Here is a 16,373-nt window from a genome sequence, read left to right on the forward strand (position 1 = left end):
AATGTGAGTCACTAACCCGGAGCGAAGCATAGTTTACCCTGCTTCTTTCTCAATCAAATAATTCAATATAATAATTATGCTAATCTAAAGGAGCGATAGCGTGGCAATCCCCGATTTGCAGAGCTTAAGGACATGGCGTATACCTACTCTTGGCTGCGGGAGAGCCAGTCACTTTTGTCGCGACAAAAGTAACCAAAAACGCTTCAGCAGAAATGCTTCTTTGCGCTCATAACCTTTGCCCCGCAAACCGGACAGAACCGCGGGCTGCTAAACCTTACCTCCACTACGTTCGCTCATTATCCCGCGCTTCAGGTAAGGTTCGCAATGCCCTTACAGCCGCATCACCCAGCATTGTTCTGCCCGCTTTCGCCCGAAGCTTATCTGCTGACTGGGAAGAAAAAGGAGACTTGTTTAATTAAAACCCAATTCAATAATTCACTAACTCACTAATTCAATAATTAAATCCGTCATCCTGAACTTGTTTCAGGATCCCTCAGGCTTATGGGATGCCGAAATAAATTCGGCATGACCTTAGAGTTGATTTTTTATTCTCCCCAATTTTCGGTATCTTTATACCTATACTCAGCCCGGTTCTTTCTTCCCAAAAAGAAGAGAAAACCGGGCTGCTTGATTAAGGGAAATTAGGCCCAAAAATCGATCTGTATGTGTTTATTTGAAAGCCAATAAATTAATACTTTTTAAAGTTTTTAAAACAGCTCAAAATCGCGTTGAAATTTGTTAAAAAGTGTTAAAATCGATGTTTTTGAGTGAATTTTGACCCGTTTTTACCGCGTTTTTGGCCAGAAAAGTGTTAAAATTTAAGGTTTAAAAAGTTTTTCAGCAACAAAAATGCCCGTGAAAAAACGGGCATGGTGGCAGGATGTATATGTTGGTCGCCGTTTTATTGGCTGCTCTCGTTCTTGATGCCTTTGAGCAATGCGTAGATGGCCATGGCATGACCGTGGCCCAGCTCAAAATCAGCTTTAAGCCAGTTGGTAATATCGCCGGCTTTGGCTTTGAGCTCGCCGTTTTTGGTAAAGCCTTTTTCTTCGGCCAGTTTTCTGAAATCCGCGGCATCTTTGCCGGTCTTGGCTTTGATGGTGGTCAGGTATCCTTGAAATGACATGTTGTTATAGCTTTGATTTAGAGTGGTTTAATGTTGTATTTTAAATGCCCAACACCGATTTTTTACTTCATTATTCAGTATTCCCTGTTTGGTGTTCAATATTTCCTTAATTAGATGTTGTAAGGAAATCCTCAACTATCATGCTAAAACTTTCGACCTTTTTGTTGCTGGCGTTCGGGAAAAAGGCTTCGCCAAAATACTCGCCATGGTGCCCCGGCAATATAGCCAGCTGACCGTGAGGTAAAAGGCGGGACATTTCGGCGGCGTGCTCAGGAGTGGCCAGATCATGATCGCCGATGACTACCAGGGTTGGTGCCTGGATAGATGCTATTTGTTCTTTGGTCCAGCCTTTAAAAACGCTCATACGCTGAACGTCTTTATTAAACATATTAGTGAGCCCAGCCTGGTTGCCTATTTTCAGGTACTCGTCCTTGTAAATCTGCGGCATATCGCTGTATTTTGGGTTTTTGAAACCTTCCCAGAAAGCTGCCGGTACGGCATCGCGGCTATAAAACGCCGAAGCTATGATGAGTCTGTCGACCAGTTTGGGATGCCTCAAGGCTATTTCAAGCGTTGTTTGGCCGCCATTGCTGAAACCAAGTACATCGGTTTTGGTAATGTTAAGCTGGCGTAGCAGTTCGGCAACGTCATCGGCATCCTGGGTAAAAGTTTCAGGAGCGTCGCGATCGCTGGTATGACCGTGGGCCTGCATTTCGACAGCAATTACCTGGTGAGTTTTGGACAGTATAGGGATGATGCGGGCAAAAGATGTGCTCAGGGTTGAACCACCACCATGTATCAATACCAGAGGTTTCCCGGTCCCGTGTATCTCATAATACATTTTGATGCCGTTTACGTTGGCGTATTTACCTGGTGCTATTGTTTGGGCTTGTGTGGCGCTGCCGGCTGTCATCATGGCCATAATCATTAATGGGATGTGAGTGAGTTTATTACTGATTGCGTTCTTCATCGTTGTAAATTTCATATCCAAATGTACAGCCACTAATCTGATTGCTAAATGGGCATATCCGACAATTAAAGGGCTCTTTGCGACAAATGAGAATACTAACCAGAATACTACTGTAATAGATCAATAAAACTACGGAATTGCTACAATGAAAGCAAGATAGCTTACACGGCAGGGGCTGTTGTAACAGGGTTTACGGTTATTTTTTCTTTCTGATACTCATGCAGTTCTTTAATGATCTTTGCCGGATTTTTCCATTCAAAAACATGGATGAGCCAAAGGGTAATGCGCATAAGTCCGGTGGCATGGGCAAGTCCAACGCCCAATTGGGTAATGGTTTTATCGCGGGCGTTGATGCAATCGGTATAAGCAGAGCCTGTTTTGCCGAGCAGGTCCTCGGCAAAGCACCAGGCGCCATCGCGAGCATTACTAATACTAAACTGGATAATGATAGAATAATTGGAGGAGTGCAGGCCCAGTAAAGAAATAAGGGGCGATATGCGGTTGATTTCGCTGATCACCTCGTAAGTTAACGCCGAAATAATGGTATTGATAGCGTCAAAATCCTTTTGTACACCATCCATATTGCCATTGGATACTTCAACCGCGGCAATACCCAGGTCGAGGTTGATATGGGCATTCATCCCTAGTAGTAATTGTTGTAATACAAGGGGTGATGATCTTTCGGCGGTTTCAAAAGCTACTCGCCAGGAATCGCTCAGGGGCTTCTTTTTTTTCCATGCGTCCAGCGCATTCAAATAACGGTTGGCAAAAATGACGTCGAATCTTTCCATGCGGGGGCCATTTTCAAACTGGCCTTTAGCAATACCATCGCGCACGGCGGCAGTAACTTTATAATACAACGCAGCGAAGTATCCTAAACGGTTGTTGGTGGCAATACTATCGGTAATAATGGTTTGCAGGGCGTTAATGACCTCATTAATGGTGTTGGCGGGCATAGGTGTTCAGGTTTAAGTGGTACTGCCATAAAGTTAAACAATACCCGCTAAACTCCAATGCTATATCAGGAGGTCATCTCCTTAAATATTTCGTCAAATGATTTGCTCTTTTGTTTCTGGAACATACCGTTGAAGCGATCATTGGCTGGGGTAAGCAGTTGGATGCACATTTGCTTGTCTTCGTCTGATAAACCGTGTGTCATCATCCTGGCTACCCGCTGTACTTTGTCCTTGGCTACCATTAAGGCTTGCTTGCCTTTTTCGGTTACCTGGAGCCTTTTTACACGTTTATCTTCGGTATCGGCGTACTCACTTACCAGCCCCCTTTTTTTGAGGCGGTTAAGCATATTGGTACCGCTTGAAAGCTCAATGATGTTGTTATAAATAGCTTCGGATTTGATGGGGTTTACCTCGTTATAAATGGTCACCAGCAGGCCAAATTCTTCTATCTGGTCAAAGCCGGTGCCTTCCAGCGCTTTGTTGGAGTAAGTGATGTGGTATTTCGCTATCCTCCGCAGCAGGATCATCAGGCGGCCATTGATGTCCGGTATTAGTTTTTCAGGCTGATCGGTTTTTTCGGGTGCATTTGCGATCAGCGATAGTTGATGTCTGAAAAAATTATCTAATGTAGCATTTGGGTTTTGCTCCTCATAGGCGCCCCATAGCTTAACCAATTCTACCGTCTTATTCAATGTAATTACTTCCTTTTGGTAGCAAATTTACATAAAAATGGCATAATATTTTATCTTTATTAGTGCTAAAAGGTATAAATTTGATTTCAAAATACAACCAAAAGAAAGTATTTTGAATTAAGCATCTATTCAACTGATCGTATTTGTTTTCTGGTTTTATCATTAAAACTTAACTCATTTTTATGAACTTACAGATCCTTCTTCAAACTTGCTTGTGCTGCATCTTTCGGGCCTGGTTATGATGGCCGGTACCACCGTTGTTGATTACTCGGTATTTAAAACCTTTTGGAAACAGATTGACCAGGGCAATTCTAACCCTGCCGGATTGATGGAATCAACCTCCAATTCATCCAGGTTGATTGGTATTGGAGCGGCCCTGCTTGTACTAACGGGTATAGGCATGATGGCTATAACTCATGGTGTTTTTGGCGAACAGCTATGGTTCAGGATAAAATTTGGCCTGGTGATTATTCTGATACTTAACGGGATACTTACCGGCCGTCGACAAGGAACCAAACTCAGAAACGCAGTAGCCAATTCAGGAGCCATACTGATAGCGGAAGCATTTGTTTTGCGGGAGCGGTTAAACCGCTTTTTCCTGCTGCAATTATGTCTTTTTCTGCTCATCGTTTTTCTGAGCGTATTTAAATTCAACTGATCATCAAAACAACCACCCATATCTGAATGGAAAATCAACCGTACAAATTATTGATTATAGGAGCTAATGGCGGCATTGGCAGGCAATGCGTTGAATTGGCCCTGGATGCGGGGCACCGCGTTACCGCCCTGGTTCGCAACCGGGCTAACCTGCCGCTCAAGCACCCGAACCTGGAGGTGGTTCAGGGCGATCTGCTGAAACCCGGCACATTTGAAAAATACCTGATAGACAAAGATGCTGTTGTATCGGCCATTGGTGTTAAGGGAGGAATGTTTGGTGATAAACCTACTACTTTGTACTCTGAGGGAAACGCGAACCTTTTGCACGCGATGGAAAATGTGGGAGTTAAACGGGCTTTCTTTATATCGGCCTCGGCTATTGAAATAAGTCCGGTAATACCGCGCTTTGTTCAATTTATAGCCAAATACATTATCCAGAAACTCTTAAAATATATGTATGCCGATCTGCACCGGATGGAGATCATTGTTAAAGCAAGCGAGGCAAAATGGACGATCATCAGGCCCCCTCAGCTCAGTGATCAACCGGCAACAGGGCATTACCGTACGGCTATTAATGACTGGCTAAAGAACTGCCTGAAAATATCGCGTGCAGATGTGGCACATTTTGTTGTTCACAACATCAATAACCCTGCAATTATCAGAACTACAGTTGAAATAGCTTATTGATGTAATGGTCATAGGTTGCAGAGACGCATATTCGCGTCTCTGCTAAGCTTTATAGATTGGAACTGATGAGTCCCGCTATACTTCGTATCTCGGTGAAATCATCAGCAATGTATTGGGTATTGACGTGTGAGTCGGTACAGATCAATTTCTTAATCAGTCCGGAATTTTTGAGCTTGTTGATACCGTCGTTCACAAAAAGCCCGTGCGTGGTGATCACGTAGATATCGCCTGCACCGGCATTTTTATAGGTTTGCGCGGCGTTGATGATACTGCCGCCAGAGCGGATCATATCGTCGTAAATGATCACGGTTTTGCCTGATACATCTGCGTTGATGGCGCTCACTTCGGTATGATCGCCCTTGAGTCTACGTTTGAGGATAAAGGCCGCGTTTACGCCCATATCGTTGGCCAGCGACTCCACCCATTTGGCGCGGCCTGCATCGGTGCTGGCCATTACAAAATTGTTGCCACCATATTCACGGGCTGCGGCTATTACGATATCTTTGCAGTAAACGTGCACAGGATACAAGCCGTGTTCAAAATAGTATTGGATACCTTCGGAATGAAGATCGAACAATAAAACTTTATTACCCCGATTAGAGCGGGGGATGCATGATAAAAGCCTTGCCCTGGTTTTGGCGGTTACAATTTCGCCGCTTAATACCGCGCGTTCCATGGTTGAGTAGCCAAAGTAGGGTATTACCAGGGTTAGTGAGTTAGCACCATAGCTTACCAATGATGATGCCAGGTCATACAGTTCAAGCGTAGCCTGGTCAGATACGGTACCACCAAGCAGTACCACATCGCGATTTTCTACATTGCAGATGATGCGCTGATAGCGTTCTCCATCGGTAAAATGGCTTACTTCCAGTTCGCCTTTTTCAAACAAGCCGGAAGTTAATACTCTTTCGGCCAGGTACTCGTAGTCGGTTATATTAAATAGTAACTTCTTCATGGATATATCAATTGGCATTTGCTCTTACCTGCTCAAAAGTAATAGTATTTATTAGTTTGCCATTCTCAAAAACAGTTTGCAGATGATCGTTGAGGTCGGTATGTTCTTGTTCTTTAACGGTTTTAAATGTGCCGTTTATTTTTACCAGTTTTAAACGGCCGCCCTTGCTTTTTTTGTAGCTTTCGGTAATGTTGCCCTGGGCATCCATTTCAGTCGGACTTTTTTCTACAGCCACTTCTTTACCATTGATTACGGCGCTGCTGCATTTGAGGGCGAATTTTTGGGTGTCGCGGTCAACTTTTTGCAATAAGGCTCCACCCATGCCCAATACAAGATTTTCGGCGCTGATGCCGTTTTCTTTTAGTGTTTTGTAAATGTTTTTGATCTCGGCGTAATTAACACCATCACCCTGGATTACCCGCAATTGTGGGGGTAAAACTTTGTAACCTTTGGCATTAACGGTGTATCCGAATTTGCGGAAAAGTATTTCAAATATCTCCTGCAAGGTCCTAATTGGATCGCCGCTATCAGGACGGATAACCAGCGTGCCCTCACGGTTCAGGATCTCGTCACGCAGTTCTGTACCCCAGTATTCCTCGCAAGCCCTGAAAATGTTGTAGCTGTCAGACACGCAGGCAATAGTACCCGTAGGGAAGCTTTTCAATACATGCCTGAAAACCTCCAGCTCACCCTCTTTACCCAGCAGGGTACAAATGCTGTGTTCAGTTGCTGGGATACTCAATCCATAAACTTTTTGGGCATCATAATAACTGATGGCCATACTGCTGCCGGCCAGGTTATCGCTTCCGCTGAAGTTGATGAGATGTGCGGCTCCACCTAGTTTGGCGCTCTCTACGCTGCTCACACCCCGGAAACCGAAATCGTTCAGTACAAAATCAATACCTGCTTCCGTGCCGTCGGTAGCGGTTTCCTGGAAGTATTGAGTGATCACTTTCCTGATTTGGTTGCTTAGCGTGGCTACAGTGCATGGATACCATACCTGCATGAGCAAGGTTTCTAAAAAGTTGGTGAGCCAGTAACATTCCGGGTCGGTGTTTTCGATAGTCATCAATACATTGCCGGTGGGTACGGCTGTACCCTCTGCTACTGCCTTTATTTTGATGGGCAGATGGCCGTTATATTTATCCAGGATGTATTGAAATTTGGCACGGTTAAATACATCACCCCGGCTAAACACCTGTTGTAGAAAGCCATCGGCTTCATCAATATCCTGTTGTGTAAATGCTTGTCCTTGAATATATTCTTTTAGAAAATATTGTAAACCAAAAAATAGGGTTTCGTCAAAAAGTCCGCCGCGGCTTTCCAGGTAACTGTATATTTGAGTGGTGCCGGGGTAGTAAAATTTATGGTGGGCGTATTTATATGCGTCGGCCAGAAGAATCAGATTTTCACGTTTCATGGCTTTAGTGTTTTAGGTATTTGTTGATGATGAAGGTAAATAACTCATGGTGCTCATCGCTGATAAATCCATCGGTAAGCATCTGCGGCAGATCGGATATATTAAACCAGTTAAGGTCGATAATATCATCCTGTGCTGCTGGCGAGCCAGCTATGTAATCGCAGCTGAATAATAGGGTTATGATCTTGTCGGCTTCGTTTCGGTAGCGCCAATCGTTTATTTTGCGGGAAGTTTCGTAGGTCATTTCAGTGATCTCCATTTTGCCGCATTCCTCCATTAGCTCGCGTTTGGCCGCGCTTTCATAGTCGGCATCTTCCGGGTCTGAGAAACCGCCGATAAAGCGCCATTTGTTGTTAACCGCTTTTTTGCCAAGCAGTATTTCGGTTTTGTCATTGCGAAACATGGCTATATCAACCGTAGGGTAAACCTTAGTATATTGATTATAGTAGGCGTATAATATACCTGCCCGAAAGTCATTGGAATCAAATACTTTATCGGCGTATTGTTTACGAAGTTCGGTGGCATTATAATCGCCATGTTCAGGTAACTCTACGGTTTCAAACCTGCCTGAGTAATAGGGAATAAAGCTGTCTCTGCTGCCATACAAGCAAAAATGCTCTGATGGGAAAACACTTTTTAATAGATTATCCAATGTCTCGGACCAAACCCTGTCGCTCGGATGATCGCTTACCGGTAATACAATGATCTCGGGATAATCCTTTTTGATCATTTTTTCTCGGGTATGATAATCATAAGGGTTTTTGCGACTACCAGCTACCGGACTAACACCCAGCAGGATGATCAATTTGTTATGGTTATCACTTACCTGTTTTATTAACTGGCGATGCCCCTCATGTAAATATGGGGTTTGGAAACGTGCTATTATTACTCCTGTTTTCATAACTAATTGCGTTAATTATACGCAAATATAAATATGCGTTTTTAATACGCAAATTATTTTTTACTTTTTATTTAATCCTGAGTGTTTAAACTTCAAAGTTGATGCCTTGTTTTTGCAGCTGGTAGTATTTCTTTTCGTTAAAACGGAAGAGATTTCCTGGCCGGCCAGCACCATCGAGCGCTTGCTTTTCATTGGTTTCTTCCAGGAAACCAAATTTGCTGATCTTTTTTTTGAAATTACGACGGTCGATTGGGCGGTCGAGAACGGCCATATATAATTTTTCCAGTTCAGAAAAAGGGAACTTTTCTTCCAGTAGCTCAAAACCCACGGGTTGGTAAAGCATTTTGCTTTTAAGGCGGTCATGGGCCACATTAACTATCTGGTCATGATCAAAAGCCAAAGGAGGCAGGTTTTTGATATTGAACCAAGCCACATCGCTGGCGTCGGTATCGGCTTTAATTTCAAATGCATCCGGTTTTACCAGGCCATAATACGTAATGGATATTACCCTGTTGCGCGGATCGCGATCTGGTTTGCCAAAGCTATATAGTTGTTCCAGGTAATTGATGCTGATACCTGTTTCTTCCTTTAGTTCGCGCTGAATGGCGTCTTCGAGCGATTCATTATCGCTAACCAATCCGCCTGGTAAGGCCCAGTTGTCTTTATAGGGTTTGATATTTCGCTTGATCAATAGTACCGATAATCCTTCTTTTGAAGTATATCCAAATACAACCGCGTCAACGGCTACCTTAATGTTTTGAGAGGCTGACATGTTACAAAGTTATCAATATGCGTAAAGCAATCAAGCGTACCCTGGGGCTTATATTGGGACTTTGCCTGAGAAGTTATAATTGTTTAATATAACTTAATTTGGTTGTTTTTTATGATTATAACTTAAAAAGGTTATTATATTTTGATATAACTAAAATTAGTTATAATTTAGTATATGCTAATATTAGAATTATGAAGATATATGGAGTGGTTACGGGGGATATTAAAAACTTTACCAGGTTATCAGATCAAAAACGTGGTAAATTAGTTAGCGATACCGAGCACCTATTAAGATCGATGGTTAAGCACCCCTCGGATGCGGCGATATTTAGGGGCGATAGTTATCAATTTATAGTAGATGATATCAATGAGGTTTTAAACAAATGTATCCGATTGATATGTTGGTTTAGGCTGAATTCTGGAAAAGATAGTCTTACCCGTTTAGGTACCAGGCTTTCGATTGGAATTGGTGAAATAGCGTATCTTGGTAAAAATGTTCTGGATTCTGATGGAGAAGCGTTTCATCTTTCGGGGAGAAACTTTGATAAGATGGATAAAGAGGAGATCATGAGGCTCACTATATTTGATGAGGCTAAAACTAATACCTACCAGGTGATACTAATGTATATTAACCTGATTATAAAGGGTTGGACGATAAGCCAGGCGGAAACTATATATCAGTTATTAAGTATAGAAGATAGCACGCAGGACAAAATAGCGAAGACGCTAAAAATGAGTCAGCCTGCTGTTGCCAAAAGTTTAAGAGCAGCAAGGTGGAAGGAAGTTGAAAAGGGCATCAGTTATATAAATAGTGAACTAAACAAGCAATATTTTACATAATGGAATTGGGTATTTTATTACGGTTACTATTGGCGCATCTATTGGGTGATTTTCTGTTTCAGCCCCAGGGTTGGGTGAAAGCTAAAGAAAGGAAAAAGGGAAAAGCGCCGCAAATGTATTACCATGTGTTGGTAATAACCATATTAACCTATGTGCTTTTGTGGGATTGGAGCAAGTGGTATATCCCATTGATTGTAATGGTGAGTCATTTGGCGATAGATATCTGGAAAAGTCATCGTCTTAATAACTTTATTTATTTTTTGTTTGATCAGTTACTGCACCTGGCTGTTATTTTTCTGATCTGGATAACTGTTTATTTTAATAGCCATGTGATAGTGGAATGGGCAATTAAGTACTTAAACTCATCGCATTTCTGGATATTAATATTGTCCTATTATTTGGTAATTGGTCCGTTGGGAATCGCTATTGGTAAAGCAACAGAAAAATGGCAAAGAGAGGCCGGCATGAATGCCGGAGGATTGAGCAAAGCCGGTATGTGGATTGGTAGATGTGAACGGGTTTTGATATTGACATTTATTATAAGTAATCAATATACCGCTTTAGGTTTTTTAATGGCGGCTAAATCTATATTGCGTTTTGGTGATAAGGATGACCGGGAGCAAAAGAAAACGGAATATATTTTGGTAGGCACTTTGATTAGTTTTTCATCGGCCGCAATTGTTGGGGTAATAGTGAGCTATATTTTAAAGGCCTGATTGGCGGGTTAAACATGCTATAAATACAAAGAGCCTCACATTTGTGAGGCTCTTTGTGATCTCGATGGGATCGTATTTTGTTGGCGAAATTGAAAACTATTGAACAATAATCCTCAGCAAACTTTCGCACTAATACTCGAAACGGATGATGAGGTCATGGCCTGTCTGAAAACATTCGCTACCAAACAAAAACTACCCGCCGCTTCCTTTACTTTTATCGGTGCGTTCAGTGAAACTACGGTCGGTTTTTTCAACTTTGAGAAAAAGGACCATGAGAAAATCGATTTTAATGAACAAATGGAAGTGTTTAGCATTACCGGCGATATCTCTATGTACAAAGACCGGCACAGATTCATGCTAATGCCGTACTCGGCAAATGCGATGGTGCCGCCCATGGAGGTCATTTACTTGAGAGTATTATTCACCCGACACTGGAAGTTATAATCACAGAAGTCCCGGCTCACCTGAAACGGGAAATGGATAAGAACTTTTGTATTCCCTTAATAAAAGTATAAAAACATGCTGACTTGTTCAGCGGTCCGCATACTGCTCATCTGAATGTATGGAAACCTGGTTATTTCTGTCATGATTTTCAGATATTTCATAGCGAATCTTTAGGGTGATGTACGAAATATTCAATTATCGTTCCTGTTAACTCGCCATGAGTATACCCACTTTATTGAGGAGGTGATCTATATCAAAGGGTTTTTCGATGAAATCGGCAGCACCGGCATCCAGCGCGGATTGTCGGGTTTCCCGGCTGGCGGAGATCATCAATACGGGAATATTTTTTAATGCCGGTATGTTTTTCAATGCACGGCAAACGTCGCGTCCATCGATGCCCGACATCCAGATATCCATGACGATCAGGTCCGGTATTTGTTGCCGGGCCAATTCAATTACACGCTGCCCGGACAGAGTGGGCATCACCTCATAATTTCCCATTTCCAGCATCATTATGGTGGCGTCTACAATTCCTTCATCATCATCTGCTAATAAAATTCGTTTCAATATCTCGCTTTTTTTAATTGATCAATTAGTTACAGGCAACGCGACACAAAAGGTCGATCCTTTGCCTTCCGTAGAGTTTACCCAGATACGGCCACCCATACGATGGACAATTTCGGCTGAGATGTAAAGTCCCAGCCCCAGACCTGGAAACGTGTGCTCGCGCGTCCCGCTGACCCGATAAAACTGTTCGAATACTTTGTCCTGCTTTTCCGGGCTGATCCCTATGCCAAAATCTTGGACAAATAACTGGATTTCGTTATTTTCCCGATGTGTGTAAACCATAATGCGGCCCGAGTCTGGTGAATATTTGATCGCGTTAGTGAGAAGGTTTGTAATCACCTGACCCAGCCGGTCCCGATCGCCCGTAATTTCACCATCAAAATTCAGTTCCCGCTTAATGATATGGTTGACCGCCGTACGCTGGATATCCTCCACCATCTCCGCGACAAGTTCGCTGAAGGAAAAGACTGATTCATTGAATTGCATCCGGCCGCTGTTAATCTTGGTCACATCCAGCAGGTCGCTGATAAGACTGTTCAGGCGGTTGATCTGCCGATCCATTTTACCGACAAGTTCGGCGCTTTTTGCGTCACCATTATTTTGAAAAATCCGCTCGAGAACCTGCGCATAAGCCTTGATGCTGGTAACGGGGGTTTTTAGCTCATGACTGGCCACGCCCAGGAAATTGTCCTTTTGCGCCTGTAATTCTTTCTGGAACTGGATATCTGTATTCGTACCATACCATTTGACGATCCTGCCTTCATCATCATGCAGCGGTAAAGCCTGAACAAGATACCATCGATATTCTTCTCCTTCACGTATACGAAACTCAATATGATAGGGTTCACCAGTATTGATCGCCTGTGTCCAGGCTATTTGGGCACGTTGCGCATCATCTGGATGTAAATTGCTTAACCAGGCATCACCCAATGGGGTATCTTTCTGTCCCGGGTGCAGGTCATGCCAACGCTTGTTGACGTAATCCAATTGTCCTTCGGGCGTGCTTGTCCAAACTACTGCCGGGATAGCATCTGCCAGAAAGGCCATCTCTCGGATGACTTTATTTAAAGCCTCCCGCGCCTGGATTTCAGGACGAAGGTCACGGGCGATACCAGCGATGGCCACCGGCTCATTGGTGATATCTTCCCGGATGAGGTACATCTGTTTATGGATCGGGATGATTTCGCCGGTTTTTTGATTCACCAGTTCCAAACGCCCCGACCAACGACCTTCCTGGTAGATGGTGGGGATCACGGTTTGGCGGATAAGGTGATTAGAGGCCTCGCTATGATAATCATATAGCGGCACATCCTTAAATTCATGTTCATTCAAACTGATCAATTCTTTACCTGACTGATTCAGGTAAAGCGTCCGGCCTTCAGTATCGCAGTAGTTGGAAAAATCTTCGCTAACATCTACCATAGTTGCCAGGCGTTGTAGTTCAGCGCGTGCTTTGAGCTCCGGACGAAGATCTCTTACCGTTGCTCCGTGCCCGATCACCTCGCCGGTATCTGGATCGGTGACCTGCATATAGCTTACCTCGCAGGGAATTACCTCGCCGGTGGTTTTGTTTTTCAGCCGGGTGATGCCTTTCCAGCTTTTTTCCGGATCGATGCCCGGCAAGAGTAAATGCTGTATGCGGACCAGCTCTTTTGGCTCATAAAAGTCTTTCGTATGGAGCAGCGTGTAATCTTCATCTGGATCTACACCTAAAAGTTGCTTTGCAGATTCATTCATATAGATCATCCGCCCTTCCATATCTGCAATGGACATGTGATCACTGTTATGACTGACCAGGCTAAGCAGTTGCTGTTCTCGTCGCCTGGCGATAACCTCATCGGTTACGTCCTGCACAGTTCCTGCAAAGCGGTAAGGCTGATTCTCTGCGTCAAAAAATGCCCGGCCCTTGCAGTGCACCCAGCGCAGACGTTTGTCTGTCGCACCGACGGTGCGGTAACGTACATCATAATAACCATTCGAATTCGGTTCCAACGCTGCTTGTACCGCCTTGTCGATGCGACGGCGGTCGTCATCATGTATGTATCGCAATACTTCACGGTATGTTGTTTCGCAATCCTGTGGGAAACCAAATAATTCCCGGCAGCGATCGTCCCAAAGAACTACTTGTGTGGCAATATTCAAATCCCAGGTACCAATGCCCGCAGCTGTCAGGGCAAAGTTTAATTGGTCCTGGGCAGCATTCAATTCCTGATTAAGCGCCAGTGATTTGGCCTCGGCCTTGCGGATATCGGTAATATCGCGCGTGGTGCCTGCAATGGCAGTAACCTCGCCTTCCTCATTTAGAACAGGGGTTAAGATATAATCATAAATACGGCTTCCCAATTCAACATGGGGGAAAGAGACCTCGCCGCGGATTGGTTGTTTAGTTAGCCTGATGTGGTCGATCTCCCTTTCATGCATTTGGGCATGCCATTCTTCATAACCGTTTTCACGAAGCCCTTTGCCGATGGCCGTATCCCAGGTCTTGCCCCACATATTGAGCAATGCCCGATTAACATAAGTAAAGCGGTAACTCAGGTCGAAGACATAGATCAGGTCAGGTGTGCTGCTGGTGATCGTTTCGTATAAACGTTTTTGTTGTTCCGCATGATCGATACTCGTACGCAGCTCTTCTTGTATCTGATGGCGCTCAGTGATGTCACTGGCGGCTCCAAACCATTCAATGATTTCGCCTTCTTCGTTTAGAATAGGTACGGCTCTTGATAAAGTCCAGCCAGGTGAACCATCCGCGCGCAATACACGATGTTCAAGCTGAAACATCCTTTTGTTTTCAATGGCATCCACAATAGCGGCCTGCACGATGGCCATGTCATCTGCTAAAATATATTTTTGCATCCAGTCATCGCTCGGCTCTGGTGTATCGGGTAAAAAGCCGCGGCCATCTAATTGATACATAACACGCCAATCCGGACTCATTACATAAACTATATCAGAAATAGCAGTGACCAAGGCGCGAAAACGTCCATCGCGTTCTGCAATAGATCGTGTTGAAGGATGGAGCTGATTGGATAGCGAAGTCATCGATAGTTTAAAACCCCAAAAACAACAAATAGTTTGAGCTGAAAAATTTGGTTCAGGGTTATGTCACAGTATCATCTCATCATATTGATAATGTTAAATGATTTGCGGGAAGTATTTGAGGATAAATCAATCGAACCGGGTGTTTTTTAAGGTGCCTTTTTTATCTTAATAGAAATACAGACTAAACTTAAACTATTTCATACGGTAAATTGCAGACCCTTTGCGATAACGGGAATACCTTTTACCCGGTTAGGAAAGATCACCCATTACGATGCTGAAAAGATAGTGAAAGAATATAAAGATAGAAATGGAAACATGGTATTAAAGAAGGTACTTAATTATGCGAATGAGCGAACGTTAACAACCTGTGTTTTCACGGTATCAAATTCAGTGAAAACACGGATTGCTCAATACGTAAATAAGTTTCACTTTTATAAAAAGAAGGAAAGCTAAAGCGAAGATATTTTTTCAATACTTAACCTTTACTAAAACCGCTTTTTCTATTAACTGCATTAAAAAAAGAGATTATCTGAATCCTGCCGCCGGCTTTTAAAGCTATGAGATAACCTGTTTGCAACTGACTATGCCGATCATTCTGACTAAAACAAACCATTCATAACATCTGACACTATGAAGTATAAAAATATTGTATGCGCCCAAGTTGATCAAAACAATTATTGATGAGCTTTTAAGAGATATAGGTACCGACAAACTATTAGGGATTCTCTATGAATACAGAAGAAAATTGTATATGATTAAATTGATGTATGCTGAAAACAGGGCCCAGCTGTCAGCAGCGGCAATAGCATACCTGTTTTCTATAATACCGGATCAGGAAAGGCAGAAAATTGAAAGTCTTTACCGGTTAAAAGACAAACAGGCATCACTGTTGGGTAAGTTGCTTTTATTTCAGTCGCTTAACGAATTTGAGGGCGTCGAAAAGAATCTGTCAGCGTTTACTTATTCGGCAAATGGCAAACCATTACTTAATGGCGCCGGTGTATCATTCAACATTAGTCATTCCGGCGATTATGTTGTTTGCGCCGTGGCCAACGAGCAGCAGATCGGGATTGATATTGAAAAAATTGTAGAGATCGATCCTGATAAACTTTCATGTGCGTTATCGCCAAGCGAGCTCGCCTATGTTAAAAAGTCGCAGCGCAAAAATTTTGAGTTTTTTAAAATATGGACAGCCAAAGAGGCCATTTTAAAAGCAAAAGGCCTGGGCATACAACGTGATATGACCGGTTTTGAAATACTGCACAAAGGTGTTTGGTTATACCGGCAGGAGCTGTTTTTCTTAACTGAAATAGAGATCGATCCGACATATTGCTGTATAATGGCTACTACAACCAGGCCCTACGAAATTCAAAAAGACAAGCTGATTCCCGAATTTATAGATGAAGGTTTAATGTGCTGAGGTGATATTAAATACTCATTTGAATATTACTCAATTAACTAAAATTCATAAAATGAAACCGCTGGATAAGATACCGTGACCGATAAAGTTTAAACAGGAATTTATTTCTGCCTGGATGCCTGTTAATCTGAGCAAACCCTCCTTGAACAACGATATGCACGGGAGTTGTACTCAATAAAGTTAATGATTTAATATAACCGATTACATCG

General features: G+C 43.1%; 16 protein-coding genes and 1 pseudogene. 7 read left to right on the plus strand and 10 right to left on the minus strand.

Going from position 1 to position 16,373, the window contains the following annotated elements; all coding sequences use genetic code 11:
* Positions 1-901: 901 nt before the first annotated feature.
* From FHW89_RS18515 to FHW89_RS18530, 4 genes are all read right to left on the minus strand, one after another.
* Entirely contained in the window at positions 902-1,126 is a 225-nt protein-coding gene (locus tag FHW89_RS18515; protein WP_172336546.1) for a DUF4287 domain-containing protein, read from the minus strand.
* Positions 1,127-1,232: 106 nt separating this feature from the next.
* The gene (locus tag FHW89_RS18520; RefSeq protein ID WP_216650621.1) at positions 1,233-2,096 is read right to left on the minus strand and encodes an alpha/beta fold hydrolase; all 864 of its coding nucleotides are present in this window, start codon (positions 2,094-2,096) and stop codon (positions 1,233-1,235) included.
* 161 nt (positions 2,097-2,257) lie between these two features.
* Positions 2,258-3,052, minus strand: a complete 795-nt coding sequence (locus tag FHW89_RS18525; protein WP_172336547.1) for a DUF5995 family protein — start codon at positions 3,050-3,052, stop codon at positions 2,258-2,260.
* Positions 3,053-3,117: 65 nt separating this feature from the next.
* Positions 3,118-3,744, minus strand: coding sequence for a MarR family winged helix-turn-helix transcriptional regulator (locus FHW89_RS18530; protein WP_172336548.1), 627 nt, complete (start codon positions 3,742-3,744; stop codon positions 3,118-3,120).
* Positions 3,745-3,958: 214 nt separating this feature from the next.
* Here FHW89_RS18530 and FHW89_RS18535 point away from each other — a divergent pair, with 214 nt between their 5' ends.
* Positions 3,959-4,402, plus strand: a complete 444-nt coding sequence (locus tag FHW89_RS18535) for a hypothetical protein (protein ID WP_172336549.1) — start codon at positions 3,959-3,961, stop codon at positions 4,400-4,402.
* A gap of 26 nt (positions 4,403-4,428) precedes the next feature.
* The gene (locus tag FHW89_RS18540) at positions 4,429-5,088 is read left to right on the plus strand and encodes an NAD(P)-dependent oxidoreductase (protein ID WP_172336550.1); all 660 of its coding nucleotides are present in this window, start codon (positions 4,429-4,431) and stop codon (positions 5,086-5,088) included.
* A 49-nt stretch (positions 5,089-5,137) separates the two neighbouring features.
* On the opposite strand, the gene FHW89_RS18545 is transcribed toward FHW89_RS18540, so the two are convergent.
* The 4 genes from FHW89_RS18545 to FHW89_RS18560 all read right to left on the minus strand — a co-directional run bounded on the left by FHW89_RS18545 (position 5,138) and on the right by FHW89_RS18560 (position 9,136).
* Positions 5,138-6,043 (minus strand): ribose-phosphate pyrophosphokinase, encoded by a 906-nt coding sequence (locus FHW89_RS18545; RefSeq protein ID WP_172336551.1) that lies wholly within the window; start codon positions 6,041-6,043, stop codon positions 5,138-5,140.
* A 7-nt stretch (positions 6,044-6,050) separates the two neighbouring features.
* Entirely contained in the window at positions 6,051-7,463 is a 1,413-nt protein-coding gene (locus tag FHW89_RS18550) for a nicotinate phosphoribosyltransferase (RefSeq protein ID WP_172336552.1), read from the minus strand.
* A gap of 4 nt (positions 7,464-7,467) precedes the next feature.
* Positions 7,468-8,364, minus strand: a complete 897-nt coding sequence (locus FHW89_RS18555; RefSeq protein ID WP_172336553.1) for an NUDIX domain-containing protein — start codon at positions 8,362-8,364, stop codon at positions 7,468-7,470.
* Positions 8,365-8,449: 85 nt separating this feature from the next.
* The gene (locus tag FHW89_RS18560; RefSeq protein ID WP_172336554.1) at positions 8,450-9,136 is read right to left on the minus strand and encodes an NUDIX domain-containing protein; all 687 of its coding nucleotides are present in this window, start codon (positions 9,134-9,136) and stop codon (positions 8,450-8,452) included.
* A gap of 191 nt (positions 9,137-9,327) precedes the next feature.
* Here FHW89_RS18560 and FHW89_RS18565 point away from each other — a divergent pair, with 191 nt between their 5' ends.
* The 4 genes and pseudogenes from FHW89_RS18565 to FHW89_RS29170 all read left to right on the plus strand — a co-directional run bounded on the left by FHW89_RS18565 (position 9,328) and on the right by FHW89_RS29170 (position 11,206).
* Positions 9,328-9,975: a hypothetical protein gene (locus tag FHW89_RS18565; protein WP_172336555.1), complete on the plus strand. Its 648-nt coding sequence runs from the start codon at positions 9,328-9,330 to the stop codon at positions 9,973-9,975.
* The gene (locus tag FHW89_RS18570) at positions 9,975-10,691 is read left to right on the plus strand and encodes a DUF3307 domain-containing protein (RefSeq protein WP_172336556.1); all 717 of its coding nucleotides are present in this window, start codon (positions 9,975-9,977) and stop codon (positions 10,689-10,691) included. Before FHW89_RS18565 ends, FHW89_RS18570 begins: the two co-directional genes overlap by 1 nt.
* A gap of 99 nt (positions 10,692-10,790) precedes the next feature.
* Positions 10,791-11,021: pseudogene (locus FHW89_RS18575) on the plus strand (PPC domain-containing DNA-binding protein); the annotation flags it as partial.
* A gap of 20 nt (positions 11,022-11,041) precedes the next feature.
* Positions 11,042-11,206, plus strand: coding sequence for a PCC domain-containing protein (locus tag FHW89_RS29170; RefSeq protein ID WP_371742468.1), 165 nt, complete (start codon positions 11,042-11,044; stop codon positions 11,204-11,206).
* Between the two features lie 136 nt (positions 11,207-11,342).
* Here the strand turns inward: FHW89_RS29170 and FHW89_RS18580 are convergent, their stop codons facing one another.
* Both FHW89_RS18580 and FHW89_RS18585 read right to left on the minus strand, forming a co-directional pair.
* Positions 11,343-11,702, minus strand: coding sequence for a PleD family two-component system response regulator (locus FHW89_RS18580; protein ID WP_253952273.1), 360 nt, complete (start codon positions 11,700-11,702; stop codon positions 11,343-11,345).
* 21 nt (positions 11,703-11,723) lie between these two features.
* Complete coding sequence (locus FHW89_RS18585) at positions 11,724-14,744, minus strand: PAS domain S-box protein (protein WP_172336557.1); 3,021 nt, start codon at positions 14,742-14,744, stop codon at positions 11,724-11,726.
* 751 nt (positions 14,745-15,495) lie between these two features.
* Between FHW89_RS18585 and FHW89_RS18590 the strand changes: the two genes are divergently transcribed.
* A complete protein-coding gene (locus FHW89_RS18590) occupies positions 15,496-16,164 on the plus strand; it encodes a 4'-phosphopantetheinyl transferase superfamily protein (RefSeq protein ID WP_172336558.1) in 669 nt (222 codons plus the stop codon).
* Positions 16,165-16,373 lie beyond the last annotated feature (209 nt).

Source organism: Mucilaginibacter sp. SG564 (assembly GCF_013149275.1).
Taxonomy (GTDB): domain Bacteria; phylum Bacteroidota; class Bacteroidia; order Sphingobacteriales; family Sphingobacteriaceae; genus Mucilaginibacter.